The 1,005-nt window shown below is 74.2% G+C and carries 2 pseudogenes; both read right to left on the reverse strand.

From position 1 onward, the window contains the following. A pseudogene (locus AC2W7M_RS26235) lies at positions 1-382 on the reverse strand (hypothetical protein); the annotation flags it as partial. Then, a pseudogene (locus AC2W7M_RS26240) lies at positions 294-917 on the reverse strand (ATP-binding protein); the annotation flags it as partial. The pseudogenes AC2W7M_RS26240 and AC2W7M_RS26235, both read right to left, overlap by 89 nt. Between the last annotated feature and the right edge of the window lie 88 nt (positions 918-1,005).

Raw genomic sequence — 1,005 nt, forward strand, 5'->3', positions numbered from 1 at the left:
CGGCCACCGCGGCTAGCGCGCCGGGCGCGGCCGCGCCGAGGAGCTCGGGCAGAACCTCGTCGATGAGGCGGGTGTGCGCCGTTCCGGCCGCCACCTCCGGCCGCGCCGCGAGCGCCGCGAGGAAGCCGAGATTGGTCGCGACCCCCATCACCGCGGTCTCGGCGAGGGCCGCGCGCATGCGCGCCAGTGTCTGCCGCCGGTCGTCGCCATGGACGATGATCTTCGCGATCATGGGGATCGTAGTGGGGCGGCACGGGGCTTCCAGCCTCGACCGCGCTGTCGATGCGCGCCCCGGAGGGCCAGGCGAGGTGCGTGACGCGTCCCGGCGCCGGCCGGAAGCCCGCGGCCGGGTCCTCCGCATAGAGCCGGCACTCGATGGCATGGCCGCGCGCGTGGATCTGCTCCTGGGCGAGCGGTAGCGGCGCGCCCGAGGCGAGGCGCAATTGCCATTCCACGAGGTCGAGGCCGGTGATCGCCTCCGTCACCGGATGCTCCACCTGGAGGCGCGTGTTGACCTCCAGATAGTAGAATGCCCCATCGGCGCCGACGATGAACTCGAACGTGCCGGCATTGCGGTAGGTCACGGCCCGCGCGCCGGCGACCGCCGCCTGCGCGAGGCGCGCCCTGAGGGCGTCCGGCAGGGTGGAGGCGGGGGCTTCCTCGATCACCTTCTGGTGGCGGCGCTGGAGCGAGCATTCCCGGTCGAACAGGTGCACCGCGCCGCCCGCGCCGTCGCCGAACACCTGCACCTCCACATGGCGCGGCCGCTCGATCAGGCGCTCCACCAGCAGGCGCCCGTCGCCGAAGCTGGAGCGTGCGGTGCGGATCGCCGAGGCGATCTCGGGCGCCGGGCGCCCGGCTTCGTGACCACCTGCATGCCCCTTTGCCGCCCCCGCCCCGCGGCGGGCTTTCAGCAAGGCGGGGATAGCCGGTTCGCCGCGATCAGCCGCTCCACCTCCTCCACGTCGTCAGGAGGCCGCGGCCGAGCCGGGGCACCACCGGCAC

The sequence above is a fragment of the Xanthobacter sp. BG11Y11_SDJG genome, assembly GCF_057364445.1.